This is a genomic window from Microbispora sp. ZYX-F-249 (genome assembly GCF_039649665.1).
Taxonomy (GTDB): domain Bacteria; phylum Actinomycetota; class Actinomycetes; order Streptosporangiales; family Streptosporangiaceae; genus Microbispora; species Microbispora maris.
Genome location: NZ_JBDJAW010000010.1, coordinates 119898 through 145411 on the forward strand (window position 1 = coordinate 119898; position 25514 = coordinate 145411).

27 protein-coding genes are annotated in these 25514 nt (G+C 72.6%); 6 read left to right on the forward strand and 21 right to left on the reverse strand.

Features of this window, described 5'->3' with window-relative positions; translation table 11 throughout:
• Nucleotides 1-6 precede the first annotated feature (6 nt).
• From AAH991_RS14755 to AAH991_RS14795, 9 genes are all read right to left on the reverse strand, one after another.
• Nucleotides 7-1704 (reverse strand): GTPase, encoded by a 1698-nt coding sequence (locus tag AAH991_RS14755; RefSeq protein ID WP_346226364.1) that lies wholly within the window; start codon nucleotides 1702-1704, stop codon nucleotides 7-9.
• Nucleotides 1701-3428 (reverse strand): P-loop NTPase family protein, encoded by a 1728-nt coding sequence (locus AAH991_RS14760; protein ID WP_346226365.1) that lies wholly within the window; start codon nucleotides 3426-3428, stop codon nucleotides 1701-1703. The genes AAH991_RS14755 and AAH991_RS14760 overlap by 4 nt, the downstream gene beginning before the upstream one ends.
• Nucleotides 3429-3538: 110 nt before the next feature.
• A complete protein-coding gene (locus AAH991_RS14765; RefSeq protein WP_346226366.1) occupies nucleotides 3539-4219 on the reverse strand; it encodes a hypothetical protein in 681 nt (226 codons plus the stop codon).
• Nucleotides 4220-4225: 6 nt separating this feature from the next.
• Entirely contained in the window at nucleotides 4226-5689 is a 1464-nt protein-coding gene (locus tag AAH991_RS14770) for a sensor histidine kinase (protein WP_346226367.1), read from the reverse strand.
• On the reverse strand, nucleotides 5673-6362 hold the full coding sequence (locus tag AAH991_RS14775; protein WP_346226368.1) for a response regulator transcription factor: 690 nt from the start codon (nucleotides 6360-6362) through the stop codon (nucleotides 5673-5675). Before AAH991_RS14775 ends, AAH991_RS14770 begins: the two co-directional genes overlap by 17 nt.
• Nucleotides 6359-6955 carry a hypothetical protein gene (locus AAH991_RS14780; protein ID WP_346226369.1) on the reverse strand — a complete coding sequence of 199 codons (597 nt, stop codon included), beginning with the start codon at nucleotides 6953-6955 and terminating at the stop codon, nucleotides 6359-6361. The genes AAH991_RS14775 and AAH991_RS14780 overlap by 4 nt, the downstream gene beginning before the upstream one ends.
• A gap of 28 nt (nucleotides 6956-6983) precedes the next feature.
• A complete protein-coding gene (locus AAH991_RS14785) occupies nucleotides 6984-8264 on the reverse strand; it encodes an ABC transporter permease (RefSeq protein WP_346226370.1) in 1281 nt (426 codons plus the stop codon).
• Nucleotides 8261-9025 carry an ABC transporter ATP-binding protein gene (locus AAH991_RS14790; RefSeq protein ID WP_346226371.1) on the reverse strand — a complete coding sequence of 255 codons (765 nt, stop codon included), beginning with the start codon at nucleotides 9023-9025 and terminating at the stop codon, nucleotides 8261-8263. Before AAH991_RS14790 ends, AAH991_RS14785 begins: the two co-directional genes overlap by 4 nt.
• A 92-nt stretch (nucleotides 9026-9117) precedes the next feature.
• Nucleotides 9118-10278, reverse strand: coding sequence for an efflux RND transporter periplasmic adaptor subunit (locus tag AAH991_RS14795; protein WP_346226372.1), 1161 nt, complete (start codon nucleotides 10276-10278; stop codon nucleotides 9118-9120).
• A gap of 157 nt (nucleotides 10279-10435) precedes the next feature.
• Here AAH991_RS14795 and AAH991_RS14800 point away from each other — a divergent pair, with 157 nt between their 5' ends.
• Nucleotides 10436-12292, forward strand: coding sequence for an efflux RND transporter periplasmic adaptor subunit (locus AAH991_RS14800; protein ID WP_346226373.1), 1857 nt, complete (start codon nucleotides 10436-10438; stop codon nucleotides 12290-12292).
• Nucleotides 12293-12657: 365 nt separating this feature from the next.
• Here AAH991_RS14800 and AAH991_RS14805 read toward each other — a convergent pair whose 3' ends face one another.
• Both AAH991_RS14805 and AAH991_RS14810 read right to left on the reverse strand, forming a co-directional pair.
• Entirely contained in the window at nucleotides 12658-13422 is a 765-nt protein-coding gene (locus tag AAH991_RS14805; protein WP_346226374.1) for an SDR family NAD(P)-dependent oxidoreductase, read from the reverse strand.
• Between the two features lie 32 nt (nucleotides 13423-13454).
• A complete protein-coding gene (locus tag AAH991_RS14810) occupies nucleotides 13455-14015 on the reverse strand; it encodes an NADPH-dependent FMN reductase (RefSeq protein WP_346226375.1) in 561 nt (186 codons plus the stop codon).
• A 96-nt stretch (nucleotides 14016-14111) separates the two neighbouring features.
• On the opposite strand from AAH991_RS14810, the gene AAH991_RS14815 reads away from it, so the two are divergent.
• Nucleotides 14112-14579: a MarR family winged helix-turn-helix transcriptional regulator gene (locus AAH991_RS14815; RefSeq protein WP_346226376.1), complete on the forward strand. Its 468-nt coding sequence runs from the start codon at nucleotides 14112-14114 to the stop codon at nucleotides 14577-14579.
• Between the two features lie 80 nt (nucleotides 14580-14659).
• On the opposite strand, the gene AAH991_RS14820 is transcribed toward AAH991_RS14815, so the two are convergent.
• The 7 genes from AAH991_RS14820 to lhgD all read right to left on the reverse strand — a co-directional run bounded on the left by AAH991_RS14820 (nucleotide 14660) and on the right by lhgD (nucleotide 19472).
• Nucleotides 14660-14866 carry an ATP-binding protein gene (locus tag AAH991_RS14820; RefSeq protein WP_346226377.1) on the reverse strand — a complete coding sequence of 69 codons (207 nt, stop codon included), beginning with the start codon at nucleotides 14864-14866 and terminating at the stop codon, nucleotides 14660-14662.
• Nucleotides 14863-15162, reverse strand: coding sequence for a helix-turn-helix domain-containing protein (locus AAH991_RS14825; protein WP_346226378.1), 300 nt, complete (start codon nucleotides 15160-15162; stop codon nucleotides 14863-14865). Before AAH991_RS14825 ends, AAH991_RS14820 begins: the two co-directional genes overlap by 4 nt.
• Complete coding sequence (locus AAH991_RS14830; RefSeq protein ID WP_346226379.1) at nucleotides 15159-15440, reverse strand: type II toxin-antitoxin system RelE/ParE family toxin; 282 nt, start codon at nucleotides 15438-15440, stop codon at nucleotides 15159-15161. The genes AAH991_RS14825 and AAH991_RS14830 overlap by 4 nt, the downstream gene beginning before the upstream one ends.
• Before the next feature lie 213 nt (nucleotides 15441-15653).
• Complete coding sequence (locus AAH991_RS14835; protein ID WP_346226380.1) at nucleotides 15654-16025, reverse strand: hypothetical protein; 372 nt, start codon at nucleotides 16023-16025, stop codon at nucleotides 15654-15656.
• A gap of 60 nt (nucleotides 16026-16085) precedes the next feature.
• Nucleotides 16086-17543 carry a sensor histidine kinase gene (locus tag AAH991_RS14840; RefSeq protein WP_346226381.1) on the reverse strand — a complete coding sequence of 486 codons (1458 nt, stop codon included), beginning with the start codon at nucleotides 17541-17543 and terminating at the stop codon, nucleotides 16086-16088.
• Between the two features lie 3 nt (nucleotides 17544-17546).
• Nucleotides 17547-18269 carry a response regulator transcription factor gene (locus tag AAH991_RS14845; RefSeq protein WP_346226382.1) on the reverse strand — a complete coding sequence of 241 codons (723 nt, stop codon included), beginning with the start codon at nucleotides 18267-18269 and terminating at the stop codon, nucleotides 17547-17549.
• An 18-nt stretch (nucleotides 18270-18287) separates the two neighbouring features.
• Nucleotides 18288-19472 carry an L-2-hydroxyglutarate dehydrogenase gene (gene lhgD, locus AAH991_RS14850; RefSeq protein ID WP_346226383.1) on the reverse strand — a complete coding sequence of 395 codons (1185 nt, stop codon included), beginning with the start codon at nucleotides 19470-19472 and terminating at the stop codon, nucleotides 18288-18290.
• An 88-nt stretch (nucleotides 19473-19560) separates the two neighbouring features.
• Between lhgD and AAH991_RS14855 the strand changes: the two genes are divergently transcribed.
• Nucleotides 19561-19923, forward strand: coding sequence for a hypothetical protein (locus tag AAH991_RS14855; RefSeq protein ID WP_346226384.1), 363 nt, complete (start codon nucleotides 19561-19563; stop codon nucleotides 19921-19923).
• Between the two features lie 63 nt (nucleotides 19924-19986).
• The gene (locus AAH991_RS14860; protein ID WP_346226385.1) at nucleotides 19987-20421 is read left to right on the forward strand and encodes a CBS domain-containing protein; all 435 of its coding nucleotides are present in this window, start codon (nucleotides 19987-19989) and stop codon (nucleotides 20419-20421) included.
• A 94-nt stretch (nucleotides 20422-20515) separates the two neighbouring features.
• On the opposite strand, the gene AAH991_RS14865 is transcribed toward AAH991_RS14860, so the two are convergent.
• Complete coding sequence (locus tag AAH991_RS14865; RefSeq protein WP_346226386.1) at nucleotides 20516-21178, reverse strand: response regulator; 663 nt, start codon at nucleotides 21176-21178, stop codon at nucleotides 20516-20518.
• On the reverse strand, nucleotides 21175-22305 hold the full coding sequence (locus AAH991_RS14870) for a sensor histidine kinase (protein WP_346226387.1): 1131 nt from the start codon (nucleotides 22303-22305) through the stop codon (nucleotides 21175-21177). Before AAH991_RS14870 ends, AAH991_RS14865 begins: the two co-directional genes overlap by 4 nt.
• A gap of 176 nt (nucleotides 22306-22481) precedes the next feature.
• Between AAH991_RS14870 and AAH991_RS14875 the strand changes: the two genes are divergently transcribed.
• Nucleotides 22482-22889, forward strand: coding sequence for a hypothetical protein (locus AAH991_RS14875; RefSeq protein ID WP_346226388.1), 408 nt, complete (start codon nucleotides 22482-22484; stop codon nucleotides 22887-22889).
• On the forward strand, nucleotides 22886-24406 hold the full coding sequence (locus tag AAH991_RS14880; RefSeq protein WP_346226389.1) for a multicopper oxidase family protein: 1521 nt from the start codon (nucleotides 22886-22888) through the stop codon (nucleotides 24404-24406). The genes AAH991_RS14875 and AAH991_RS14880 overlap by 4 nt, the downstream gene beginning before the upstream one ends.
• Nucleotides 24407-24428: 22 nt before the next feature.
• Here AAH991_RS14880 and AAH991_RS14885 read toward each other — a convergent pair whose 3' ends face one another.
• Nucleotides 24429-25466, reverse strand: coding sequence for a hypothetical protein (locus tag AAH991_RS14885; protein ID WP_346226390.1), 1038 nt, complete (start codon nucleotides 25464-25466; stop codon nucleotides 24429-24431).
• Nucleotides 25467-25514: the final 48 nt, after the last annotated feature.

Below are 25514 nucleotides of genomic sequence, written 5' to 3' on the forward strand. Positions count from 1 at the left end.
CCGCGGTCACGAGGCGGCGAGCGACACGCGGTCGGCGAATCTGGCGTAGCGGTCGAGTTCGTCTCTGGTGGGCGCGACGATCAGCTCCCCGGCGACCCGTTCGATGCCGGCGCGCAACGCCTTGGCGGCCCTGCGCGCCCTGCGCCGCCCGCCGATCCAGGCGAACACCCGGCACAGCAGCGCGATCAGCACTCCCGCCAGCGCGCCGCCCAGCAGGAGCACGGTCGGCCACGGCGCCCGGCCGAGCGTGGGGGTGGGCAGCTCGGGCAGCATGAGGTAGTTCAGCGCGAAGCGCACGAGCAGCCAGATCGCGCCCAAGGCCATCGCGGCGACGGTCAGCCACTGCGCCGTTCCCGCCACGCGCCACCATCGCGGGGCCTTGGAGACGCCGCCCGACGTGGCCGCGGCGACCGTGCGGTCCAGGGCGTCGGTCAGCTCCTCCGACCGCGACCGCGCCGCGTGCCGTACGGCTGTCGCCCACGGCTCGGGCACCTCCTCCGACGCGGCGGCCCCGACGTCCCGCAGGGCGGTGTCCAGGGCCGAGACCTCGACGGCGGTGGCCGCGGGCAGCGAGGAGCGGGCTCCCCCGGTCAGATGCAGACGGCGCAGCGGGTCGGGCCGCAGCCTGCGCAGCCAGCGCGTCACCGGCCAGCCCGTCGCGGCGACCGAGCGGTGCCGGTGCGACTTCGCGACCGCCTCGACCGCGACGGGCGCCCCGGCCGCCTGCGCCAGCGCCCGCGTCAGAGCCCTGCCGACGGCGACCTCCGGCACCGCCACCCGTCCCGGCGGAGCCTCGGCGGTCGCGCGGGCCGGGGGCGGAGACGCGGCGACGGCCGCCCTCGTCCCCCTCGTGCCGGCCGGGAGCGCCACCGCGCCCGGCTCCGGTTCCCGGGCGGCCGGGGGCCGGGTGGCCGCCCACAGCCCGGCGGCGGCCGAGGCCACGTCGGCGGCGAGCCGCGACGACCAGGCGCGGCGGCGGGAGACTTCGCGGTCGAGCAGCGTCCGCAGTTCGGGGACGCCCTCGCCGGTGCGGGCGGAGACGCCGAGCACCGGAACCCCCTCGAGCCCGTCCGCCGCCAGCAGTCCGCGCAGGTCGTCGAGGCAGCGCTTGACCGAGCGTTCGGGCAGCCGGTCCACCTGGTTGAGCACGACGACCATGACGTCCCGGTGCCGCGCGAGCGGGCGCAGGTAGCGCTCGTGCACGGCCGCGTCGGCGTACTTCTGCGGGTCGAGCACCCAGACCAGCAGGTCCACCACGCCGACCAGACGGTCGACCTCCCTGCGGTGGGCCAGCTCGATGGAGTCGTGGTCGGGCAGATCCAGCAGGATCAGCCCCGACGCGTCGCCCTCGACGGTGTGGCGCAGGGGGACGTCGAGCCAGTCGAGCAGCGGTCCCGCGCCGCCGCCGCCCCACAGGGCCGCCTGCGCCTTGGCGGTCGTCGGCCGGGTCACCCCCACCGTCGCGAGGTCGGTCCCGGACAGGGCGTTGAACAGCGACGACTTGCCGCTCCCCGTCGCCCCGGCGAGGGCGACCGCGGTGTGGTCCACCGAAAGGCCGCGCCGCACTCCGGCGCGGGCGACGACGGCGCGCGCGTGGTCCACGGCCTCCCGGCCGAGCCGGCCCTCCGCCAGGTCGGCGGCCTCGGCGAGCGCCTCCAGGCGGTCGTCCAGCGACACCTCCGCCTTCCTGCGCGGGAGCTTCACAGGACGCCCCTCTCCTGTACGGCCTTCGCGGCCTCCCGCAGCCGGGCCGACGTCTCCGGCGCCGGGCCCAGCCCCTCCACCAGGGAGATGAAGCGGGCGCGTTCCTCGTCCAGCAGCGCGCGGACGCGCCGCCGCAGGTCCTCGCGGGCCTCCTGCGTCAGCGTGCGTACGGCCTGGTCGCCGAAGACGGCTTCGAGCAGCTTCTGGCTGAGCACGCCGGTGCCGCCGGCGATGCCCAGCTCGATGCCGGTGATCCCGCCGGTCGTGGAGAACACGGCCAGCATGATCAGCACGCCGAGGCTGTTCACGCCGAACGACGCCGCCCGGGCGAGCGTGCGCCGGTCGGCGCCCTCGGAGCGGACGAGGTCGAGCACGTGCCCCTGCCAGGCGCGTACGGCCTCACCGGCCCGGCGGGGCAGATCCGGCGAGGCGCGGCCGAGCCGGCCGGAGACGGTGACGCCGGACTTGTCCAGCAGGTCGCGCCCGGCGGGCAGGGCCAGCCACGCCTCGACGGCCCGCTCCGCCGCCCCGTCGGCGGTGGCGCGGATCAGCGACTCCACCCCGCTCTCCAGCGCCACGCGCAGCTCCCTGTCCGGCGCCGGGCGGCCCCGGAACGCGGCGGCGAGGCGGTCGCGCAGCCAGCCGATCCGCGACTCCAGCGAGCGCATCAGGTCGCCGGTGCCGACGAAGTCCTGCCAGCGGGCCAGCACCTCGCCGCGCAGCAGCCTGCCGTCGCGCATCCCGTCGTCGAAGGCCGACATCGCCACGTCGTACGCCCTGCTCGCGATGTCGCGCAGCTCGGTGATGCCCGCCCGCTGGCGCTCCACCCGGTCGGCCAGGTCGGGCACCCGGGTGCCCAGGCTGTCCAGGGCGCCGGTCAGGGTCCGCCGTACGACCTCCGCCCGGGCCTTGGCGTCCACCGACAGGTCGGCGAGCCAGGTCGCGATCGGCTGCACGACGTGGGCGGGCAGCCGGGCCCGCTCCGACGGCAGCTCCAGCTCGGGGACGGCGAACAACGGCGTGCCGCCCAGGCCGTTGTCCCGCAGGAGCCGGGTCAGGTCGGCGGCCACGGGTTCGCACGCCTCGGCCGGGACCCGCTGGAGGATCACCGCGAGCGCCGTGCTCCGCTCCCTGGCCAGGCGCAGGAAGCTCCACGGCACCTCGTCGGCGTACCGCGCGGCGGTCGTGACGAACAACCACAGGTCGGCCGCGGCGAGCAGTTGCGCGGCCAGCTCGCGGTTGGCCGTGACGATCGAGTCGATGTCGGGGGCGTCGAGCAGCGCCAGCCCGGGAGGCAGGCCCTCGACGGGGGCGATCCGCAGGGTGCCCGGCTCGCCGCGTCCCCCGCCGGCCGCCCCTCCCGTCACCCTGGCGAGCCCGGGCAGGACCGTGGTGGAGGTGAACCAGGCGGCGTCGGCGGGGTTGCACACCAGAGTCGGGGCGAGCGTGGTGGGCCGCAGCACCCCTGGCTCGGTCACGGTCACCCCGGCCAGCGAGTTGACCAGGGTGGATTTGCCCGCCCCGGTGGAGCCGCCGACCACGGCGAGCAGCGGCGCGTCGATCGCCGCCAGACGTGGCAGCAGGTAGTCGTCGAGCTGCCCGCGCAGCTCCACCAGGACACGCCGGTCGGCCGCGGCGTCCCCGATCTCCAGGGGGAAAAGGTCCTGATCGAGGTGACGCCGCAGGCTCTCCAGGGCGGCCCGCAGCCTGTCGTTCCCCGCCATACTTTCGACCTTCCCCGAGGAGGGCCCGCGAATCAGCCGCCGGGCGGGCCCGCCCCGGCCCGGTCGCCCGGGTACGGGAGCGGCGGTGGCCGGGGCGGGCCGTCTCCGCGTCAGGCGCCGGGCGCGGCAGCGGGCACGGGTGGGGGCGTGGATGCGGCAGCGGGTGCGGGCGTGGGCGCCGGCAGCAGGACCTTGCACTTGTCGTACGCCTTGGCGACCTTGGGGTCCGCCGTGGCCAGGCCGCGCACGCGTCCGCCGGCGGGCAGTTCGGCGCCGTTGTCCTTCATGCAGGTGCGGAACGCCTGCAGGGCCTGCGGATCGACGCCGCGCCGGCCGCCGAACCCGCCCTGACCGCCTTGCGGCATCAGGGAACGGCACGCCTCGAACGCCTTGCTCGTCGCCGGGTCCATCGACCGGAACCCGCCGAAGCCCCCTCTGGGCCGGTCGCCGGCCCAGCCACTGGGCCAGGCGCTGGGCCTGTCACTGGGCCTGCCACTGGGCCTGCCACTGGGCCTGCCACTGGGCCTGTCACTGGGCCGCACGCTCGGCACGCCCGGAGGACGCCCGCTGGGGAGCGTGACGCCGTTCTCGCGCAGGCACTCGGTGAACGCCGCCCGGGGGTCGGCGCCGGAACCGCCGTCCGCCGCCCGCGTGGTGGTCGTGGTGGTCGTGGTGGTCGTGGTGGTCGTGGTGGTCGTGGTGGTCGTGGCGGCGGTGTCGTCGGCGCCGCCGCAGCCGGTCACCGTGACCGCCAGCGCCGCCGCGGCGGCCGCGATGGACAGGTGTCGCAAGGGGGATCACCCTAGCCTTTCTTCTGGCGGACACGCGGGGAGACGGACGCGGAACACCGCGCCGCGGCCGGGCTCGCTGTCGGCCGTGATGGTGCCGCCGTGAGCCTGGACGAGGGCGGCGGCGATGGACAGCCCGAGCCCCGTGCCGCCGGAGTCCGACCGGCTGCGCGCGGGGTCGGCGCGGTAGAACCTCTCGAAGACGCGCTCGGCGTCGCCCGGGGCCAGGCCGGGGCCGTCGTCGGCCACCTCGATCAGCGCCTGCGATCCGGGCACGAGGCCCACGCCCACCCGGAAGGCGGTGCCCGCGGGGGTGTGCCGCAGGGCGTTGCCGACGAGGTTGCCGACGACCTGGCGCAGTCGCGCCTCGTCGCCGAGCACCCGCACCGGCTCCTCCGAGTCGTCCAGCCTCAGCAGGTCGATCTCCCGGTCCGGTGCGAGCGTCTGCGCGTCGAGCACCGCCCCCGCCGCGAGGCTGAGCACGTCGACCGGACGGCGATCGAGGGGGCGCTGCTGGTCGAGCCGGGCGAGCAGGAGCAGGTCGTCCACGAGCAGGCCCATGCGTACGGCCTGGTCCTCGATGCGGCGCAGCAGCACGACGGGGTCCTGCGAGCTCTGCTGGCGATACAGCTCGGCGAAGCCGCGGATCGAGGTGAGCGGGGTGCGCAGCTCGTGGGAGGCGTCGGCCATGAACCGGCGCATCCGCTCCTGCGACGCCTCCCGCTCCCGGAACGCCGTCTCGATCTGGGTGAGCATGCCGTTGATGGACCGGCCGAGACGGCCCATCTCCGTGCGCCGGTGCCGGAGCGGGACGCGCCGCGACAGGTCGCCGGCCGCGATCGCCTCCGCCGTCCTCTCGATCTCCCCCAGCGGGCGCAGGCTGCGCCGTACGAGCCAGTGACAGGCGACGCCGAGCGCGACGATCACGGCGAGGCCGACCCCGACGACGATCACTTCCAGCTGGGAGACCGTGCCGTCGATGTCGGCCAGGCTGATCGCGGCGACGCGGAAGCGGGCGCCGTCCTCCTCGCGTACGGCGATCGCCCGCCACAGCACCCCTGAAGGGGACTCCACCGTGAACAGCCACCGCTCCCGGTCCTGGCGGGGCCTGGGCAGCGTGGGCGGCGGGTCGGCGTTCGGCGGTTCCTGGACGGTACGGGCCACGGTGCCGTACCGGTCGAGCACGACGATGTAGAACGACCCGAACTGCCGCGGCGGCCGGGACACGGCGTTGGCGGCCTGGGCGGGAGACGGCTCGGCCGGGCGCCGGCCGACGGCCGTGAGCTGCGTGTCGACCCGCTGCACCAGGTAGCCCCGCAGGAGCTGGACGGCGAAGCCGCCGGTCAGCGCGATCGCGAGCGTGACGAGCAGCAGCGTCCCCGCGACGAGCCGCAGCCACAGCGGGGTCCGCGCGGCCCGCCGCCGCAGCTCCCCGACGCGCAGCGAACGGAGCAGGTCACTGACGCGGCGCACGGAGGACATAGCCGACGCCGCGGAGCGTGTGGATCAGCTTGGGCTCGGTGGTGTCGACCTTGCGCCGGAGATAGGAGACGTACGACTCGACCACGTTGTGGTCGCCGCCGAAGTCGTAGTGCCAGACGTGGTCGAGGATCTGCGCCTTCGACAGCACCCGGCCCTGGTTGGCCATGAAGTAGTGCAGCAGCTTGAACTCGGTGGGCGACAGCCGTACGAGGGCGCCGCCGCGCCAGACCTGGTGGGAGTCCTCGTCGAGCTCCAGGTCGGCCACGCGCAGCCGGGCGGGGGCGGTGTCGCCGCCGCGCGTGCGGCGCAGCACGGCCCGGATGCGGGCGAGCACCTCCTCCAGGCTGAACGGCTTGGTGACGTAGTCGTCGCCGCAGCCCAGCCCGGTGATCTTGTCCTCGGTCGCGTCCCTGGCGGTCAGGAACAGCACCGGGACCCGCCGTCCGGAGGCGTGCAGCCGGTCGGAGACGGCGAAGCCGTCCAGGTCCGGCAGCATGACGTCGAGCACGATGAGGTCGGGGCGTACCTTGCCGGCGATCTGGACCGCCTCCCGGCCGGTGGCCGCGGTGATCACCTCGAACCCGGCGTACCGCAGGCTCGCCGACAGCAGTTCCCTGATGTCGGGTTCGTCGTCGACGACCAGCAGCCGGCCCTCCGGGCTCACGATCCCGCCCTCCGGCCCATGGGCGAGCCCTGCGTGACCGACGTCGCCGCCACCTGGCCCTGGTCGTCGGCGGCGCCCGCGACGGTGACGAAGCTGCCCGGCTTGAGGTCGGAGACCTTGCCCGCCCGGCTGACCTGGACCTTGGTGTCGCCCGACGTGGTGACCGTGACCACGCCGCCGTTCGCGGTCTGGACGTAGATCTTGTCGCCGTCGACGAGCTTGACCGTGCCGAAGGTCATGCCACCGGCCCCTCCCCCTGCCCCTGGCCCTGCCCCTGGCCCTGCCCCTGGCCCTGCCCCGCCGAAGCCGCCGCCCGCGCCCCGTGCGTACCCACCGCCCGCAGGGGCCTGACCGGCGCCGGCGTACGCCCCCGCGCCAGCCGCACGAGACGGGAACTGGCCCGAGGTGGAGCCGCCCAGGAGCTTCTGCACCTGGATGCCGAGGAGCAGCCCGGCCACGAGCAGGACGCCCCCGGCCAGGGCGAGCGTCAGCTTCGACCCGCCCGCCCGCGCGGGACGCGCCGTCAGCACCTCCTGGAGGTCGTCGTCGAACGGCGAGGTCTCCAGAAGCTCCTCGGTGTCGTTCCTGCTCACATGAATCTCCCTTCCACGGGTCCGGCCGTCACTCGAAGCGCAGCGCTTCGATCGGCCGCAGCCCGGCGGCGCGGTTGGCGGGATAGCTGCCGAAGAACAGGCCGATCACGACCGAGACGCCGAGCGCCAGCGCGATCGACGCGGGGACGATCACCGGCCGCACGCCCGCGATCGTGAACTGGGCGCCGATCACGGCGATCAGCACGCCCAGCAGGCCGCCGACGAGGCTGAGCATCGTCGCCTCGGCGAGGAACTGGCCGAGGATCGCGCCCTTGGGCGCGCCGATCGCCTTGCGGATGCCGATCTCCCTGGTCCGCTCGGTGACCGTGACGAGCATGATGTTGGTGATGCCGATGCCGCCGACCAGCAGGCTGATCGCGGCCACCGCGCCGAGCAGGACCGTGAACGTCCCGGTCGCCGCGCTGACCGTCTCCTGCAGGGCCGCCTGGTTGAGGATGCGGTAGTCGGCGCTCGCCGCGCCGGTGATGCCGTGCCGCTGGTTGAGCACCTCGCTGACCTCGCTCTGCGCGGCGTCGACCGCCTCGGCGCTCTTGGCCTGCACGAGGATCTGCCCCAGCGGCCCGAATCCGGTCAGACTCTGCTGTACGGCGGGCAGCGGGGCGATCGCCACGTCGTCGGCGTCCTGGAACCCGGACGAGCCGGCCTCCTTCAGCACGCCCACGACGGTGAACGGCACGCCCGACACCGTGATCTGCTTGCCGAGGGGGTCGACCGTGCCGAACAGGTTCTCGGCCACCGTCTGCCCGATCACCACGACCTTCCGTGCGGCGAGCACGTCGTCGTTGTAGAAGTAGGAGCCCTTGACCACCGGCTTGTTGGACGCCTCGAAGTAGCTCGGGTAGGTGCCCACGAGCTGGCCGATCGAGTGGCTCGCCCCATCGTAGGCGGCGCTCTGGGACTGCGCCGTCACGACCGGCGAGACGCTCTTGACCGAGGGAGCGTTCGCCGGGTCGGCCAGCGCCCGCGCGTCGTCGACGGTGAGGTCCTTGGCCTGGGTGCGCGGGCCGGTGTTCTGCCGCCCGGCCTGGCCGCCGCCTCCCCCGCCGGCGCCGCGGGCGAAACCGCCGGGGCCGCCCCCGCCACCCGACGTGGAGGGCGTGATGGTCAGCGAGTTGGCCCCGAGCCGCTGGATGTTCTGCTGGATCTGCCGGGAGGACCCCTCGCCGATCGCGACCAGCAGGATCACCGCGGCGACGCCGATCAGGATGCCGAGCATGGTGAGCGCGCTGCGCATCTTGTTCGCGGCCAGGCCGCGCAGCGCGAAGCGCAGGACCTCCGCGGTGTTCACGACGCCACCTCCGCGAGCCGCGGGGGCGGGCCGCCGACCGGCGTGGTGCGCACGTCCTCCACGATCCGGCCGTCCATGAGGCGGACGACCCGTTTGGCGTGCGCGGCGACCTCCTCCTCGTGCGTGATGACGACCAGGGTCCGGCCGCTCGCGCTGAGACGGTCGAAGATGTTCATGACGTCCTCGCTGGACTTGCTGTCGAGAGCGCCCGTGGGCTCGTCGGCCAGCAGCAGGGTCGGCGCGGTGACCAGCGCGCGGGCCACCGCCACCCGCTGCTGCTGGCCGCCGGACAGCTCGTTGGGCTGGTGGTGGACACGCTCGGCGAGCCCGACCCGGTCGAGCGCGGCGAGCGCCCTGCGGCGCCGCTCCGCGGCCCTGACCCCGCCGTACGCCAGGGGGAGCTCGACGTTGGCGAGCGCGCTCATCCGGGGGATGAGGTTGAACGACTGGAACACGAAGCCGAGTTTGCGGTTGCGGACGATCGCGAGCCGTCGCTCGTCGAGCCCGCCGACGTCGGTGCCGTCGAGGCGATAGGTGCCGCCGGAGGGGACGTCGAGGCAGCCGATGATGTTCATCAGCGTGGACTTGCCGGAGCCGGAGGCGCCCATGATCGCTACGTAGTCGCCGCGCTCCACCCTGAGCGACACGCCGCGCAGCGCGCGCACCGCGGTCTCGCCCTCGCCGTACACCTTGGTGACGTGGCCCAGGTCGAGAACAGGGGGGTCGAGAACAGGAGGGTCGGGCACGGAGCGGCCGGGCACGGGGCGATCGGGCGCAGGGCGATCGGGCACGGAGAGATCGGGCACGGAGAGATCGGGCGCAGTGCGATCGGGCACCGGCGGCGGCCCGGCCCTCATCGGTTGCCTCCGCCGCCACCGAAGCCGCGGCCGAACCCGCCTCCGCCACCGGGGAACTGGATGCCGCCGCCCCCGCCGGTCGTCGACGTCCGGGGCCGCACCACCTGGTCGCCCTCCCGGAGTCCCGACTTGATCTCGGTGGTGGTGTCGCCCTTGATTCCGACCTCCACCCGCTTCACGACCTGCCTGCCGTTCTCCAGCACCGTCACGGTGGTCCGGCCGCCCGCCGTGGTGACCGCCGCGGACGCCACCGTGAGCACGTCGGCCGCCTCGCCCACGGTCACCCGTGCCGTGGCCGTCTGCCCGAGCCGTACGGTGGAGGGCACGTCGGTCAGCGAGATCGTCACGGCGTACTGGACGACGTTGTTGCTGGTCTGTGGCTGCGGGTCGACCACCGTGACCTTGCCGGATGCGGTGACCCCGGCGAGGGCGTCGAAGCTCACCGTCGCCGCCTGCCCGACCTTGATCCTGCCGACGTCGGCCTCGGTGAAGTTCCCCACGATCCGCAGGCGAGCGGGGTCGGCGATCTCGATGAAACCGCCGGACCCGGCGGACCCGGAGGAGCCTCCGGACCCCGCGGACCCCGCGGACCCTGTGGACCCGTTCTGCGACTGCGCCTGACCGCCCTGCGAGGACCCGCCCGACGCGCCCGAGGAGCCGCCGACGGCCCCGTTGACCGCCGTGACGACCCCGGCGAACGGCGCCTTGATCACCGTGCCCGCCAGTGCCCGCTTCGCCGACCGGTAGGCGTTCCTCGCGTTGATGTACTGCGAGTAGCCCGAGGCCGTCGAGGTGTCCGCCTCCTCGGCGGCGTCCAGGCTCGCCCGGGCCGCCTCCAGGCTTTCCCGGGCGGCCGTGTCGTCGATGCGCGCGAGCACCTGTCCCTTCTTGACCCGGTCGCCGGTCTCGACCAGTACGGCCTCCACGGTGCCGCTCACGGCGAAACCGAGGGCGCGCGTCCGGGCGCTCTCGACGGAACCGGAGGCCGACACCGAGGCGAGCACGGTCCCGCGCGTCACCCGGGTCGTCAGCGGCGCGGCGCCGTCTCCGGAGGTGTCGTCCCCCACGGACGCCCAGGCCGCCGCGATCCCGCCGAGCAGCAGTACCACCAGGACGCCGTTGATGATCAGCGTCCTGCGCTTCGTCGACAGCTTCACGACGTCGAACCATGGCAAACTCCGCTGCGGGCAACCTAGGCCGATGCTGAGGGTTTGCTGACAGTCCGCGTCCGGGTCCACATCCGCGTTCGCATCCACAGACAACTCTCAGGTACGGCCAAGCCACCGGTCACGTGGCGTCAGCAGGATGGCCGCCATGAGATCGAGCACTCCACTCCGTGTCGGAGGGCTCGCGCTGGCGGGGATCGTCATCGCGAGCGTCGCCGTGATCTCCGCCAGTGGCGGCGACACCTCCGTGGCCGACCGGATCACGCTCGCCTCGGTCAGGCGGGGCACGGTCACGTCGTACGTCTCCGCCGCCGGCAACACGGTCGACACCGGTGTGCGCGACCTCGCGTTCGGAGCGGAGGGCACGGTCGAGAAGGTCTACGTCAAGGTGGGCCAGAAGGTCCGCCGGGGCGAGGTCCTCGCCCGGGTCGACGACACCATCGCCAGGGAGAACTACGAGGCCGCCAAGGCCTCCCTCGCCGCCGCCCAGGAGACCCTCGACGACGTCGAGAACGGCACCGCCACCGGAGCCGGAACGCCCGGTGGCGGAACCGGCGCAGGAGGCTCGGGCGGCGCGGGAGCCGGCGCCTCCGGCGGCGGAACGGGTGCGGGCGGCGCGGGAGCCACACCGAGCGGCGGCGGAACCTCCGGCGCTACGGGCCCTGGAGCCGGGCCGGGGAACGCGGGCGGTTCAGGGAGCAGCGGCGCAATGGTGTGTCCGACACCCTCCGCGCGTCCCACCACACAGCCCTCAGGACAGCCCTCAGGACAGCCTTCAGGACAGTCCTCAGGACAGCCTTCAGGACAGCCTTCGGGGCGGCCGTCCCCGCGTCCCACCTCTCAGACTTCGGGGCACTCGGCCTCCCGGCCGTCGAGCCGGCCGACCGGTCGTGCGGCGTACAACGGCGCGAGCACGGCGAGCCTGGCCCTCGTGGCGTACGGGGGCGGCGACCACGGAGGTGACCACGGCGGCCCGAAGCCCGAGCCCAGTCCCGCCCCCACACCCATACGCACGCCGCGTCCGCCTGCGAAACCGCCCACGACACACCGCCCGGCCCCCACGGTCGGCGGGGTTGCCACGCCGAACCCGGGGGTGAGTGTGTCGATTCCGCCCACGGCACCGGCACAGCAGCCCTCCGCCAAGCCGATCCCCTCCCCCAGTGGTTCCTCCTCCACGTGCGCGCCCGGACAGGGCGGCCAGGGACAGGGCGCGCAGGGGCAGAGGGCACAGGGGCAGAGCGCACAGGGACAGGGCGGCGGCACGCAGGGTCGTGCGGGCTTCGGCGGCGGCCGGAGCGGTCAGGCGGGGCAAGGCGGGCAGGCGGGCCAGGCCGCTCAGGGTGGCGGCGCGCGGCTGACCGAGGCACAGGCCGAAGCACAGGTCAGCCAGGCGACGACCGAACTGGCCGAGGCCAAGAAGGCCCTCGCCGGCGTGCGGATCAAGGCCCCGTCGGACGGCACGATCCTGTCGATCGCGGGATCCACCGGCTCCCGCTACACCTCGGGCGCCTTCATCACCCTGGGCGACCTCGACGCTCTTCAGGTGCAGGCGATGTTCACCGAGTCGGACATCCGCTTCCTGAAGGTCGGTCAGGCGGCCACCGTCACGCTGTCCACCCAGCCGGGACGGGAGTACGCCGGAACGGTCGCCCACATCGATCCGACCGCGACCACCTCCAACCGGCTTGTCCGGTACGGCGTGACGATCGACCTGGAGAACCGCCCCGCCCGGCTGCTGCTCGGACAGAGCGCCACCGTGCGGGTGACGACCGGCGAGGCGGCCGGCGCGCTCTACGTCCCCTCACAGGCCGTACGCCTTCAGGACGACGGCACGGCCGTGGTCACGGTGACCAACGGCGGAACGCAGACACGGCGGACGGTCGGAATCGGCGTGCGCGGCGACACCCAGGTGGAGATCACCGACGGCCTCGCCGAGGGCGACCAGGTCGTCCTGCCCGGCACCTCCACCGCCTTCCCCGACGAAGGCTTCCCCACCGCCCGCTGACCCCTCGGCAGACCACCGCCGTCAGCACGGTCACCGCGCGCGACGGATGACTGCACGGTCGGCCGCGACAGGTCGGGCTGCCGTACGGGCGAAGGGTGTTCCGCAAGTGGGCGGTTCGCTTAGCCCTCGTTTCTGCCATGAGAATCCGCGCACTGGTGGACGGGCTGCGGGCCGCAACGGCTTGCTGAGCGACCAAGAAGAGTTGCCGCACCATGGACAGCCCAACCGGCTGCGGGGTCCGGGCCCAAGGAGGGGTGCGTACCCCCTTGGACCCGTCACCCCACGTCAGGGGAGCCTCGATCAGGGCGCGACGCCCTGCCCCCGCGGTCAGGCCCCCACGTACGCGCACCCCCGATCGGGTGGCGCTACCAGGCGGTCGCACCCCCGTCGACCGCGTAGTTGGCGCCCGTGATGTACGCCGCCCGGTCGGAGGCGAGGAAGGCCGCCAGCTCGACGATCTCCTCCGGCCGGGCGAAGCGCTTGAGGAGCGTCTTGCGGGTAATCGCGTCCCTGGCCGCCCGGTTGTCGCCGAGATCGCGGTCACTGGCCGGGGTGAGGACCGGCCCGGGGCTGATCGCCACCGCACGGATCCCGTGGCGCGCGCCTTCGAGCGCGAACTGCCGGGTCATGCCGATGACCCCGGCGTTCGCCGCGCCGTGCGCGACCATCGGGGGGACCTCACCGGCGATCATGCCGGCCATGGACGCGACGTTGATGATGACGCCGCCACCCCGCCGGACCAGGTGCGGCCACGCGAACTTCGACACGAAGAAGGGATTGTCGAGTTCGCCGGCGATGGTCACCCGCCAGTCCTCCACCGAGAAATCCGGCATCGGCCCGAAGCGGGGCCTGGCCGCGTTGTTGTAGACGACGTCGAGCCCGCCGTAGGCCGCCACGGCGTCCTCGATCAACTGCCGCGCCTGTTCCGGGTCGGTGAGATCGACGGGCGCGATGCCCGTCATGTCACCTCCGGCGCGGCGGACGAGTTCCACCGTCTCGTTGTTGGCATCCACCTGGATGTCGCACCCGACGACCTTCGCGCCTTCTCGCGCGAAGACCAGCGACGCGACCCGGCCCTGACCTCCGGCGGTGCCCGTGATCAGCACCACCTTGCCGTCAAGCGTTCCCATGGAGTTCCTCCATCCCCCTGTCCGGCGCGAACTCAGCGGGCACGCAGCGGCGCGAGTGCCGTGCTCCACGCCACGACCTGGTCCAACGTCGCGGTGAGCGAGTCGAGCTGGAAGTCGTTGGGCGTGAACACGCTGAAGTCCTTGAAGTCGGTGAAGAGCGACAGCGCCACCTGGGCCCGCACATCGGCCATCTGAAGCTCGGCGGCGATCAGGCGCAGGTGTTCCACCGCGCGAGTGCCGCCGACCGAGCCGTAGCTGACGAAACCGACCGCTTTGTTGTTCCACTCGCCGTACAGGAAGTCGATGGCGTTCTTCAGCGCGCCCGACGTCGAGTGGTTGTATTCCGGCGTCACCATGACGAAGCCGTCGAACGAGGCGATCTTGCCCGCCCACGCCATCGTGTGCGGCTGCGTGTACTGCCCCAGCGACGGCGGCAGCGCCTCGTCGAGGTGCGGGAGCTTGTAGTCGAGCAGGTCGACGAGCTCGAACTCCGCGTCGGTCCGCCGCGCGGCGACCTGGTGCACCCAGCGGGCGACGGCCTCGCCGTTGCGTCCGGGGCGGGTGCTGCCGAGGATGATCCCGATCCTGGTCATGACGATCTCCACTCTCTGCAGGTCTCTGCAGGAAATGCTTGCTTCGCGAAGAAACAATATGAGGTACTTCCTTCGTGAAGCAAGTAGACTGTGGCCATGACCACATCACAGCCGACTCCGAAGGTGCCGCCGCTGACCGCCGACGAGGAGGCGCTGGTCCGCGCGTTGCCTCGCCTGATGTACGCGCTACCCCGCGCGATCGACGCCGACATGGTGCGCGAGCAGCAGTTGCCGCTCATCGAGTGGACCGCCCTGATGCGGTTGTCGGAGGCGCCGCAGCGGCGGCTGAGGATGGGCGAGCTCGCGGTCGCCTGCGAGCTCTCCCTGAGCGGGATGACCCGCATCGTCACCGTCCTGGAGCGGCAGGGCCTGGTCGAACGGGTCAGGTGCGACGACGACGCCCGCGGGTTCAACGCCGTCATCACCGACGCCGGTCTCGTCCGTCTCGAACGGGCGTGGCCGAGCAACCTGGCGAGCGTGCGCCGGCACTTTCTCGACCACCTCGAAGGCATCGATCTCGCCCACCTCGCCCGTGCGATCCAGAACGTCGCGAGCGACGCCTGACGCGGTGGGCGGCAGGCCGAGCCCGGCGCCCCCGACATCTTCGTCCCGGCTGTCGAGGACGCGTGAGTCGGCGGATCGCTTCAGGTGCGGGCTTCGGGAGCGAGGGGGAGGGTGACGCGGAAGGCGGCGCCGGCGCCGGGGGCCGTCGCCACGCCGACCTCGCCGCCATGGGCCTCGACGAGGGACTGCACGATCGCGAGACCCAGCCCGCTGCCCCCGGACGGCGGCGTACGGGAGGGGTCGGCGCGGTAGAGGCGCTCGAAGCGGTTGGCGAGCGTCCTGGTCACGCGGCGGGAGCCCGGGGTGTCAGACGGACCTCGACATCCGCGTCCAGAGCGCTCGCGAGGCGCTCGATGACAGGCAGGGTGGGAACCGTCCCTCCGGCCTCGAACCGCGCCACCGCCGACTGGGTCATACCGGCCGCACGAGCCAGATCACTCTGGCTCCAGCCCCGCGTCTCCCTCATGGCCCGAACCGTCTTTCCCAATTCGTACGCGAGGCGTGCGGCCTCATAGGCCTCGACCGCGCCGGGCTCACCCATCCGGCGATCCCGGAGCTCCCGCCAGCTCTCCTGCTTGCTCATACCGCTTCTTCTTCTTCCTCATCCACCGTGTGCACCGCCTCGATACAGCGGCGTAGGGCCCGACGAGCCCGCTCTACCTCACGCTCCTCGCGTGGCCTGGTCTTGTGAAACACCGTCAAGAGCACGATTCTGCGCCCGGGTGCGATCCAATACGTGATGCGCACCGCGATGTCGTCGAGATAGAACCGCAGCTCGCGCAACTTGCCGTCGAGTTGCTTGCTGTACGGCTCCCCGAGCAGGGGCCCCTCCGACGCGAGCAGATCGACATAGAACGCCACCTTCGCGAACGCTGCGGCAGAGAGGCCTTCAAGCCACCGCCGAACCTCTGGTTCGAGTTCGACTGTAACCCCAATTCATAGCATCAATGCTATGACCAATAAGGACGCTGTGCAGTGCTATCACTACTTCGCGCGACCAGCGATTCCGGCAACTCCCCAGCGGAGTCGGCCCGGACAGCGGCTCAGGAAGGGGACGACCGGCGCCGGAAGCGGTCACCGGCGGGGGAAGGGGACCTCGTAGGCGGGTGGACCGCCCGGCATCGCCGCCAGATCGTCTTCGGTGACGTCGCAGGCGAAGGCAGGGCCCGGCCGACGGGGGTCCCAGCCCCGGCGCAGAGCCAGGCGGACGGCGGCCGCCACGAGTGCCGGCCGTACGGCCGTCGTCCGCGCCCCCAACCAGGCGTCCGGCCGGAAGAAGGGGAGCGACACCAGGAGCGCCCTGCCCGGCCCTTCCGCCGGCTGGACCGCGAAGGTCATCGGCGACCAGCCGTTCCCCTGGCTGTAGGTGGGCTTGCGGCGGATCCGCCACCGGTAGGCGACGCCGTCGACCGTGATCGGCCGCGAGCCCTTTCCGGGAATCGTCACGGACACCTCCTGGCCCTCAAGTTGCATTCCGGAGGACACGTGAGTCAACGGAAATCGCGGTCAGGTGCGGGCTTCGGGGGCGAGGGGGAGGGTGACGCGGAAGGCGGCGCCGGCGCCGGGGGCCGTCTCCACGCCGACCTCGCCGCCATGGGCCTCGACGAGGGACTGCACGATCGCGAGACCCAGCCCGCTGCCCCCGGACGGCCGCGTACGGGAGGGGTCGGCGCGGTAGAAGCGCTCGAAGACCCGGGCGGCCTGCTCGGCGGTGAGACCGGGGCCCTTGTCCGCCACCTCGAAGTACGCCGTGCCGTCCCGGCTTCCGACGCGTACGGTGATCGGCGTCCCCTCGGGCGTGTGGGTCCTGGCGTTGCTCATCAGGTTGCCCACGACCTGCCGCAGCCGCACCTCGTCACCCGAGACGATCAGCGCCGCGTCCCCTTCGACCAGGAGCGAAACGCCGCGCTCGGGGCAGAGGGTCCTGGCGTCGTGGACCGCGTCGGCCGCCAGGGCCAGCAGGTCCACCGGTTGCATGCGCAGCGGGCGCTGCTGGTCGAGCCGGGCGAGCAGCAGGAGGTCGTCCACCAGCAGGCCCATGCGGGCGGCCTCGCTCTCGATGCGCGACATCAGCCGGGTGACGTCGGCGTCCGGCACCTGCCGGTGGAACTCGGCGAAGCCCCTGATCGAGGTGAGCGGCGTGCGCAGTTCGTGCGAGGCGTCGGCCACGAAGCGGCGCATGCGCGCCTCCGACTCACGGGCCTTGGCCTCCGACTCGCGCGCCTTGGCCTCGGACTCACGGGCCTTGGCCTCGGACTCACGGGCCGCCGTCTCGGAGGCCGCCCGCGCCTGGAACGCCGCCTCGACCTGGGCGAGCATGCCGTTCAGCGCGCGGGCGAGCCGCCCGACCTCGGTACGCGGGTCGCGGTCGGGGATCCGGCTGCCGAGGTTCCCCCGGGCGATGGCGTCGGCGGTCGCCTCGATCTCCGCCAGTGGCCGCAGGCTGCGCCGTACGATCACGACGCCGACGACGGCGAGCACGACCATCAGGGCGCCGCCGACCAGTGCCTCGATGAGGGCGAGCCGCGAGGTGATCTGCCCGACCGAGGCCATGTCCACGGCGACGACCACCGCGCCCGGGCCGTCGACGGGCACCACCCGGGCCCGCCACCGGCCGTCGCCCGACACCGCCGGCACCGTCACCGGCCTCTCCGCGGTCACGGCGCCGGGGCCCGGCAGGTCCTCCACGCCCATGCCCGCCTGCGCGAGCACCGTCCTGCCGCCGGTGTCGCGGATCTCCACCCGTCCCTCGGGCGGCACCCTGAGCCGCGCGAACGCGGCGGGACCGCGGCCGAGCCGGATCTCGGTCTCGTGCGCCAGCATGCCGACCTGCATGTCGACCCGGCTGACCAGGTAGTCGCGCAACACCGAGACGCTGCCCACGCCGATGACCGCGAGGGCCACCGCGACCAGCGCGAGCATGGCCGCGCTGAGCCGGATCCGCAGCGGCGTGCGCCCCGACACGGCTCAGGCGCCGGCAGGTGGTGTCCGCATGACGTAGCCGACGCCGCGCAGCGTGTGGATGAGCCGGGGATGGGCCCGGGAGTGGGCGCCGTCGAGCTTGCGGCGCAATACCGACACGTACGACTCGACGATCCCGGCGTCGCCGCGGAAGTCGTAGTCCCACACGTGATCGAGGATCTGGGCCTTGGACAGCACCCGGCCGGTGTTGCACATGAAGTAACGCAGCAGCTTGAACTCCGTCGGCGACAGGGACACGGCCCGGCCGCCGCGCCAGACCTCGTGGGACTCCTCGTCCAGCTCGATGTCGGCGAAGGTCAGCCGCGGCGGGGCGGCCAGCGGGTCCCCGGCGGTCCGGCGCAGCACGGCCCGGATGCGGGCGACGACCTCCTCCAGGCTGAACGGCTTGGTCACGTAGTCGTCGCCGCCGAGCGTCAGGCCCCGGATCTTGTCCTCGGTGGCGTCCCGCGCCGTGAGGAAGACCACTGGGGTGTGGCTGCCGCCGCCGCGCAGCCTGCGCACGATGTCGAACCCGTCCATGTCGGGCAGCATGACGTCGAGCACGATCAGGTCCGGGCGGTGCCGCCGGGCAGCGGCGACCGCCTCGCCGCCGTTGGACGCGGTGTGGACCTCGAATCCGGCGTACCGGAGACTGGCGGCCAGCAGTTCGAGGATGTTCGGCTCGTCCTCGACGATCAGCAGCCGGGCTTCGGGAGATTCAGCGACCATGGCGGCAGAACTCTAGACCTAGCTTGTTAAGGGAACCGTTAAAGCGATGTGCCTGGCGATGGCGAGGCTGCTCGTCGCCGCGGGCGAGGGCGCGTTGCGCACCAGCACGATCCGGCCGCGCACGTCGATGACGAAGTCGTCGAGCAGCCCGCCGTCCCGTGACACGGCCTGCGCGCGCACGCCGCCCTCGGTGCGTACGAGGTCGGCCGAGGACAGGGCGGGCACGTACCGCCGGGCGGCGGACACGAAGGCGCGTTTGATCAGTGAGCCGTACACCTCGCGCAGACCGGTCCGCCAGTGCTCGGCCGCCAGGCGCCGGGTGCCCGGCCAGGACAGGATGCCGCGCAGGTCGCGGGCCGAGGCCCGGCGCCACGAGTAGCCCTCCAGGGCGAGCGCCGGCACGGCGTTGGGCCCCACCAGGACCTCCCCGTCGATCCGGCGGGTCAGGTGGACGCCGAGAAAGGGGTAGCGGGGGTCGGGAACGGGATAGATGAGCCCATTCACCAGGTCACGCGCCGAGCCGGCGAGCCGGTAGTACTCCCCGCGGAACGGGACGATCCGCACGTCTCCGCCCGCCCTCGCCAGGTCCGCCACGCGGTCGGAGCCGAGACCGGCGCAGGAGATCAGGCGGTCGAAGGTGAGCCTCTCCGGTCCGGCCACCACCGCGACGCCGTCCGTGGTCTGCCGGATCGCGCGTACGGGGCGCGAGAGCCGTACGGACCCGCCGGCCTCGGCCACGTCGGCGGCGAGGCGGCGCGCTACCGCGGAGAAGTCGGTGATCGCGGTGTGCGGCGAGTGGACGGCGGCGACCCCGACCGCGTACGGCTCCACCTCCCGCAGGCCGATCGCGTCGAGTTCGACGATCCCGGGCACGCCGTTCTCCCCGGCCCGCTCGGCGATGCGGCGCAGCCCCGGCAGTTCGGCCCGGGTGGAGGCCACGACGAGCTTGCCCACTTCGTCGTACGGCAGGCCGTGCTCGGCGCAGTACTCGCGCAGCATGGCCGCGCCCTCCCGGCAGAGGGTCGCCTTGAGCGAGCCGGGCTGGTAGTAGATCCCGGCGTGCACGACTCCGCTGTTGTGCCCGGTCTGGTGAGCGGCGACGCGGGGCTCCTTCTCCAGGACGGTCACCTCGGCGCCCGCCCGCGCCATCTGCCGGGCCACGGCCAGACCGAGGATCCCGGCGCCGACGATCCCGATCCTCATGTCCGTACCGTTGTCGACAGCATGCCGGCCATTGTCTCAGCCGGAGCCGCTCCACGGTGATCGAACCTGTGTTCGGTACGATGGCGGCGTGTACGTGCCACCCGGCTGGCCGCCGGAGGTGCGCCCTCCGGGCAGCCCCGAATGGGAGGTCTCGGCCGTGTCGTGGCTGCTCGACGCGGTGCCCCCGGACTACCGCGCGTACGGCGTGCTGCGCCGCCACCCTCTCGCGCTCGCCCGGATGGCCCGCCAGCAGGTGGCGGCCTCGATCCAGGCGGCCAGGGAGGGATACCGCGGGGCGGCGGTGGAACTGAAGGAGCACCTGCCTCCGCACGCGGTCGAGGCGGTCCTGGACGCCTACCGCCAGGAGGGCCCCCGGCTCGTACGGCTGGCCGAGTCGATCGCGCTCGTGGAGCGCGCGCTGCGCGGCGAGCACTTCCTCCCCCGGCTGTGAATCCGCTCTTATTTCCGGACAGAGGGGGCATAACCGCCCAAAAGAGGAAATCGGGGGTTAGCCATGACCACAGAGGGAGCGACCAAGACCGCCGGCCAGGTCATGCACGAGGGCGCCGAGTGCATCGGCGAGCACGACAGCCTTCGCAGGGCCGCCGAGATGATGCGCGACCTGAGCGTCGGCGCCCTGCCCATCTGCGGGGAGGACGACCGGCTCAAGGGCATCATCACCGACCGCGACATCGTGATCAAGTGCTGCGCCGAGGGCAAGGACCTCGACCAGACCACGGCGAGCGAGCTCGCCCGCGGCCTCGTCTGGGTGGACGCGGGCGCCAGCGTCGAAGACGCCCTGACGAAGATGGAGGAGCACCAGATCAAGCGCATGCCGGTGATCGACAACCACCGGATCGTCGGGATGATCACCGAGGCCGACCTGGCCAAGGAACTGCCCGACAGCAAGCTCGCGGAGTTCGTGCACCGCATCTACGCGCGGAGCTGACTCTCGCGACCGCTCTCCGGGCCGGTGTCGCCGGGAACGGCGGCCCGGCCCTCCTCGTGCCCCGTCCCCGCGGCGTCGCGAACGACTCAGGACACTAACGACGTCCCGGTGTGACAAGCCCGGACTCGTAGGCGTGCACGACCAGTTGGGCGCGGTCACGAGCGCCCAGCTTGGCCATCGTCCTGCTGACGTGGGTCTTGACGGTGGCATGGCTGATCGACAGGTGGCCGGCGATCTCCTCGTTGGACATCCCCGTCGCGACCAGCGACAGGACCTCGCGCTCCCGGTCGGTCAGCCGTTCGAGGCCGGGTCCCGGCACGGGCCTGGGCGGGGTGGAGACGTACTCCTCGATCAGCCGCCTGGTGACCGATGGAGACAACAGCGCCTCGCCGTTGGCCGCCACCCGCACCGACTGCAGCAGGTCGGCCGGTTCGATGTCCTTCACCAGGAATCCGCTGGCCCCGGCACGCAGGGCGGCGAAGAGGTACTCGTCGAGGGCGTAGTTGGTGAGAATGACCACGCGCACCGAGTCGAGCTCCGGGTCGGCGCCGATTCTCCTCATGGCCTGGATGCCGTCCAGCAGCGGCATCCGTACGTCCAGCAACGCCACGTCGGGCAGCAGAGCACGGCACAACTCGACGGCCTCGCCGCCGTTGCCCGCTTCCGCGACGACCGTGACGTCCCCCGCCATCTCCAGCAGTGCTCGGAAACCGGCGCGGATCAGTGGCTGGTCGTCGGCCAGCAGCACCCGGATCACGGGGCGCCCACCGTCGGCAGTTCGGCCCGTACGGCGAAGCCTCCCCCCGATCGCGGCCCAGCTGTGAGCGAGCCGCCGAGGGCGACCGCGCGCTCACGCATCCCGATCAACCCCATCCCGTTCTCCGCCGTCCCTGTCGTGGTCTCTCCGTCGTCCTGGATGCTTAGTCTGATCATCTCAGCCGCATATTCGATCGTCACGGTGACGGAGGCGGCCCCGGCGTGCCGCAGCACGTTGGTGAACGCCTCCTGCACGATGCGGTAGGCGGCCCGGTCGACCTCTGCGGGCACCTCCCTGCGCGTGCCGATGGTCAGCGTCCTGACCGGCAGCCCTGCCGCTTCGGCCCTGTCCACCAGCCGGGACAGTCTGGCCAGCCCCACCTCCGAGCCGTCGGGATCGGCGTGACGCAGGACGCCCAGCGTGCCGCGCAGCTCGTGCATCGCCTCCTTGCCGGACTCCTTGACCGCGAGCAGCGCCCGGCGGGCCAGGGCCGGATCCCGCTCCAGAGTCTGCAGGGCGACGGAGGTCTGGACGTTGATGACGGAGATGGTGTGCGTGAGCGTGTCGTGGAGCTCTTGGGCGATCCACAGGCGCTCCTCCCCGGCCCTGCGAAGAGCGGCCTCCTCCCTGGTGAGTTCGGCCTGGATCGCTCGTTGTTCGACCTCTTCGAGGTAGGCGCGCCGGTTCTTGACCACCTCGCCGAGCACTACCATCGCCACCAGCCAGCCGCTGAGCAGGCTGACGCCCCCGGGTTCCGGATCGGTTCCGGCCAGTGCGACCGGGATGGCGACGCCGGAAGCCAGTGCCGTTGCAAGACCGATCGCCAGGCGGCGCCGCCCCAGAGCGGCCGCCGTGTAGATCGCGATCAGGGCGGGCCCGGCGGCGAAGATGCCCGGGTAACGCGCGCCGTAGTAGGCGACGGCGCAGCCGACCGCGACCACGCCGACCGGCACGGGAGCGCCACGCCGCCAGGCGAGCACCAGACACGACACAACGATCAGCGTCAGGCCGAGCGGGTCCAGCGATCGCTCCGTGAGACCTGAGCTGGACAACCTGCCATAGGTGCCCGCGACGCCGAGCGTGAGCATGGCCGCGGTGATCAGCACATCGGTCTTCCGGGGGTGCACGCCTGTCACGCTAAGCCACGGCGCAGGCCGAGCCCACCCGCGCAGGGATGACCTGGTGCCTGCGTCCCAGGTCGTACTCGTGCTCCGCGTCGCCGTGCCCTACACCCTGGGATGTACGGCGGAGCGCCGACCTCAGTCTGACGATCTTCGGCTCGAGGCGCAGCAGCATGCCGTGCATGAGCGTCTCACCTGTTCCGCCGCAGGCGGGCCTGGGCCGTGGGCCCGATTGGATCACCTGGCCGCTGCGGTCGGCCGCCGTGCTGCACCTGTTCGGCGTGCTCACGCAAGCCGTACTCGCCGGACTGTTCGTCACGGGTGACGTGGACATGCTCGCCTGGCATCGCACCAACGGCGGGTTCACTCATGTCATGCTCTACCTCCAGCTGGTGGCCTCGATCCTGCTGTGGCGACCGGCGCGCGGGCCGGCGTGGCCCGCCCTGGCCGCGGCCGGGCTCGTGGCCGCCGAAACCCTTCAGGTCATGGCCGGGCAGGAGCGCGTCCTGGCAGTGCACTTCCCGCTCGGCATGGCCGTTTTCGGCGCCACGACCATGCTGACGGTCCTGGTCTGGCAGGTGACGCGATGATCTCCCGTCGCGGCTTCCTCGGGCTGCTCGGCGGGGCCGGCCTCACGGTCACCGGCTGCGGCGCTCTGGCGACCGAGGCGGCCGGTGAGAGCCTGACGAGCGCGTTGCCGTTGCCCGCCCGGTTCACCGTGCCGCTCCCGATCCCCGCGACCGCCGTTCCGGTACGGCCCGGCCGTTACGAGGTCGTTCAGCGCGCGGCCAAGGTAGAGATCATCCCCGGCACCGCAACCGAGATCTGGGGCTACGACGGCACGTTCCCCGGGCCGACCTTCGACCTGAGAGCAGGCGATCGTACGGTCATCCGGGTCCGCAACGAGCTGCCCGTGCCCACCTCGACACATCTGCACGGAGGAGTCACCCCGCCGGAGTCCGACGGCTACCCCACAGACGTGGTGATCGCGGAGGGGCGGGGGTTCCGCCCGCCACAGGGCGATCACTCCCACCACGACCTGCCGCAGTGGACCTTCCATGAAGGTGCCGGAGACTACGTGTATCCGCTGGAGCAGCGTGCCGCCACGCTCTGGTATCACGACCATCGGATGGACTTCACCGCGCCACAGGTATGGCGTGGCCTGGCCGGTCTCCTCGTGGTTCGCGACGACGAGGACGACGCGCTGCCGTTGCCGAAGGGTGAGCGGGACATCCCTCTGATGATCTGCGACAGGGCGTTCGAGGAGGACGGCTCCTTCCGCTATCCGTCCCTGGATCCGACCCTGCTGACGCGGCCAGGAGTGGGTGACGCCTTCATGGAGGGAGTCGAGGGCGACGTCATCCTGGTCAACGGCGCGCCCTGGCCTTTCCTCGAGGTCGACGCCGTCCGATACCGCCTGCGACTGCTCAACGCCTCGAACGCACGCCGTCTCCGGCTGCGGTTGACTCCCGGCGGCCGGTTCGTCCAGGTCGGCAGCGATCAGGGGTTGCTGACCGCTCCCCTGACGCACGACGCGATCGCCATCTCCCCGGGAGAGCGCTTCGATGTCATCGTGGATTTCTCCGGCCACCCCGTCGGCACCGAGGTGACCATGGTCAACACCTTGGGCGCGGGTGCCGCGCGCGATGTGATGCGGTTCCGCGTGCGGCGCGGAGCCGCCGACGACAGCGCGATCCCGAAGCGGCTGTCCCGGGCCGAGCCGGTCGCCGCGGCGGTCGCCACCCGCGTCTTCGACTTCCGCCGCACGGGTCAGGGGGGAGCCGGGTCCTGGACGATCAACGGACGGCGCTTCCGGCCAGGGCGGCCGCTGGCCACCCCTCGCCTGAACACCAGCGAGATATGGAGGTTCACCGGCGACTTCCATCACCCCGTGCACGTCCATCTGGCCCGATTCCGGGTGCTCGCACGGAACGGCAGGCCGCCGGCGGCGACCGACGCCGGCTGGAAGGACACGGTGGACGTGCGGCCCTACGAGGTCGTCGACGTCCTGGTCCGTTTCGAGGGCTACCGGGGGCGCTACATGCTGCACTGCCACAACCTCGAGCACGAGGACATGGCGATGATGGCCGATTTCGAAGTCGTCTGAAGGCCGTCAGCGGCCCGTCACCTCAGCGGCCGGTGCGGTAGGCGACGAACGTGATGATCCCGATCGCCCCGAGAGCGACCGCCACCCATAACACCGGCATCGGCACGCCGAGCAGGCCGTCCCCGGCGGCCGCCTCGCTCGACGCCGTGACCGCCCTCGGCCGGGCGGAGGTCCGGGCGGGGCGGGGAGAGGGACTCGGGCGGGCGGAGCCCGGCAGCGGCACCCGGTAGACCGGGCTGTCCTCCCCCTCGCTCCCGGTGAGCAGGGCCGTCCCGTCCCGGGTGTACGCGATCGACTCGGCCTGCTTGAGCGGTGGCATCGTGACGTGCGCGAGCAGCTTTCCTGGCGAGCGGTAGACGGACGCCGAGAAGTACGTGCGGATGACGAAGCTCGACCCGTCGGGGGCGTACGCCGCGTCGGTCGCCATGATCGGCGCCGGCCCCACCCTCCGCAGCACGTTCACCTTGTCGGCGCGAAGCTTCGCCGGCGCGGCGTAGACGCCGCCGGAGAACTCCTTGCTGACGATGTACAGCCGGCCCGATCGGGGGTCGACCATCACTCCCTCGGCGTTGCGAGGCCCGTCGGCGTACCGGAAGCGGTACCGGGTCGCCCGCAGCGTCGCGTCCTCCATCGTCCGCGGCTCGACGACCTTGTAAACGGACACGTCCGGCCAGGCGCCGTCCATGTTGTCCCCGATGTCGGCGATCCACAGCACGCCGCGGCCGGTCGCGCGGTCGGTGGAGGCCGCGATGCCCTCCCAGTCCCGGGCTTCGGCGTTCCCGATCGTGAACGTCGCCCGCGTGCGGCCGTCCGGGCCGATCGCGTAGATCTGCGGACCGTGGCCGCTGTCGTTGTGGGTGTAGACGATGCCCTTGTGCGTGGGCGAGACGGCCAGGCCGCTCGACTCGCCGACGCGCTCGTCCCGGATCCGGAACTGCGGCCGGTCTCCGTCGTCGGCCCGGGCGGCCGTGCCCGGGACGACCGCTCCGGCGGCCGCGAGGAGAGCCAGGACGGCCCGCGGAATCCGTCTCGTCCGAGTCCGCCCCGTTGCGCGCCCCATGCGGCCATCATTCCCGATGTCCGCTGCGCGTGCGGCGGACGACATGCC

What these genes read in the sequence shown, in the direction of transcription:
- AAH991_RS14860 (WP_346226385.1), top strand. Translation starts at nt 19,987, where the DNA reads ATGACCACAGAGGGAGCGACCAAGACCGCCGGCCAGGTCATGCACGAG.
- AAH991_RS14815 (WP_346226376.1), top strand. Translation starts at nt 14,112, where the DNA reads ATGACCACATCACAGCCGACTCCGAAGGTGCCGCCGCTGACCGCCGAC.
- AAH991_RS14760 (WP_346226365.1), bottom strand. Translation starts at nt 3,428, where the DNA reads ATGGCGGGGAACGACAGGCTGCGGGCCGCCCTGGAGAGCCTGCGGCGT.
- AAH991_RS14875 (WP_346226388.1), top strand. Translation starts at nt 22,482, where the DNA reads ATGAGCGTCTCACCTGTTCCGCCGCAGGCGGGCCTGGGCCGTGGGCCC.
- AAH991_RS14885 (WP_346226390.1), bottom strand. Translation starts at nt 25,466, where the DNA reads ATGGGGCGCGCAACGGGGCGGACTCGGACGAGACGGATTCCGCGGGCC.
- AAH991_RS14880 (WP_346226389.1), top strand. Translation starts at nt 22,886, where the DNA reads ATGATCTCCCGTCGCGGCTTCCTCGGGCTGCTCGGCGGGGCCGGCCTC.
- AAH991_RS14800 (WP_346226373.1), top strand. Translation starts at nt 10,436, where the DNA reads ATGAGATCGAGCACTCCACTCCGTGTCGGAGGGCTCGCGCTGGCGGGG.
- AAH991_RS14825 (WP_346226378.1), bottom strand. Translation starts at nt 15,162, where the DNA reads ATGAGCAAGCAGGAGAGCTGGCGGGAGCTCCGGGATCGCCGGATGGGT.
- AAH991_RS14810 (WP_346226375.1), bottom strand. Translation starts at nt 14,015, where the DNA reads ATGACCAGGATCGGGATCATCCTCGGCAGCACCCGCCCCGGACGCAAC.
- AAH991_RS14805 (WP_346226374.1), bottom strand. Translation starts at nt 13,422, where the DNA reads ATGGGAACGCTTGACGGCAAGGTGGTGCTGATCACGGGCACCGCCGGA.
- lhgD (WP_346226383.1), bottom strand. Translation starts at nt 19,472, where the DNA reads ATGAGGATCGGGATCGTCGGCGCCGGGATCCTCGGTCTGGCCGTGGCC.
- AAH991_RS14845 (WP_346226382.1), bottom strand. Translation starts at nt 18,269, where the DNA reads ATGGTCGCTGAATCTCCCGAAGCCCGGCTGCTGATCGTCGAGGACGAG.